The 488-nt window shown below is 57.4% G+C and carries 1 protein-coding gene; it reads left to right on the top strand.

Features of this window, described 5'->3' with window-relative positions; genetic code table 11:
- Positions 1 to 135: 135 nt before the first annotated feature.
- A partial coding sequence (locus GO615_RS27885) for a hypothetical protein (protein ID WP_169133077.1) occupies positions 136 to 488 on the top strand: 353 nt, incomplete at its 3' end.

Genomic DNA, 488 nt, shown 5'->3' with positions numbered 1-488 from the left:
CTCATATTGACTGTACAGTGACTAAATCACGGGTAGTGAGCGATTGTGCGCTCGCGCCGTTCGATCCAGCGCAGCCGTGCCATGAATTCTGAATCAAGATCATACTCGCATGTATCATTCTGGAGATGGGCGCTGTTGCTGCTCATTGCTCTCACGTTCCTTCCAGAAATCGTCGTCCTCGCAACCTCGGCTGTCGCAAAGCTGAAGGGCTGTCAGGCGGGCAGCAACGTGACGTGCGAGATCGGGCCGAGTTCGGCCGGCGAGATTATCCGCAGCGCACTGGAGGCCGGGTCCTTTGTAGGCCTCCGGTTCAGCGATGGCTTGGCGGCGATTTGGCTGACGTTGGGGTTTTTCCTGATCTGGAAAGGCTGGATGCGTCTCTCGAGCCGATTGTTGCTGGGGCTTGCCATCAGCCTGGTCTGCGCCTTCGTACCCTATTTCGGGCCGATGCTATCGATCGGATCCCTGGTCAATCCGAACTGCAATCC

This window comes from Aromatoleum evansii, assembly GCF_012910805.1.
GTDB lineage: Bacteria > Pseudomonadota > Gammaproteobacteria > Burkholderiales > Rhodocyclaceae > Aromatoleum > Aromatoleum evansii.
Note: the sequence above shows the minus strand (reverse complement) of the source record. Positions and strands in the feature narration are given on the sequence as shown.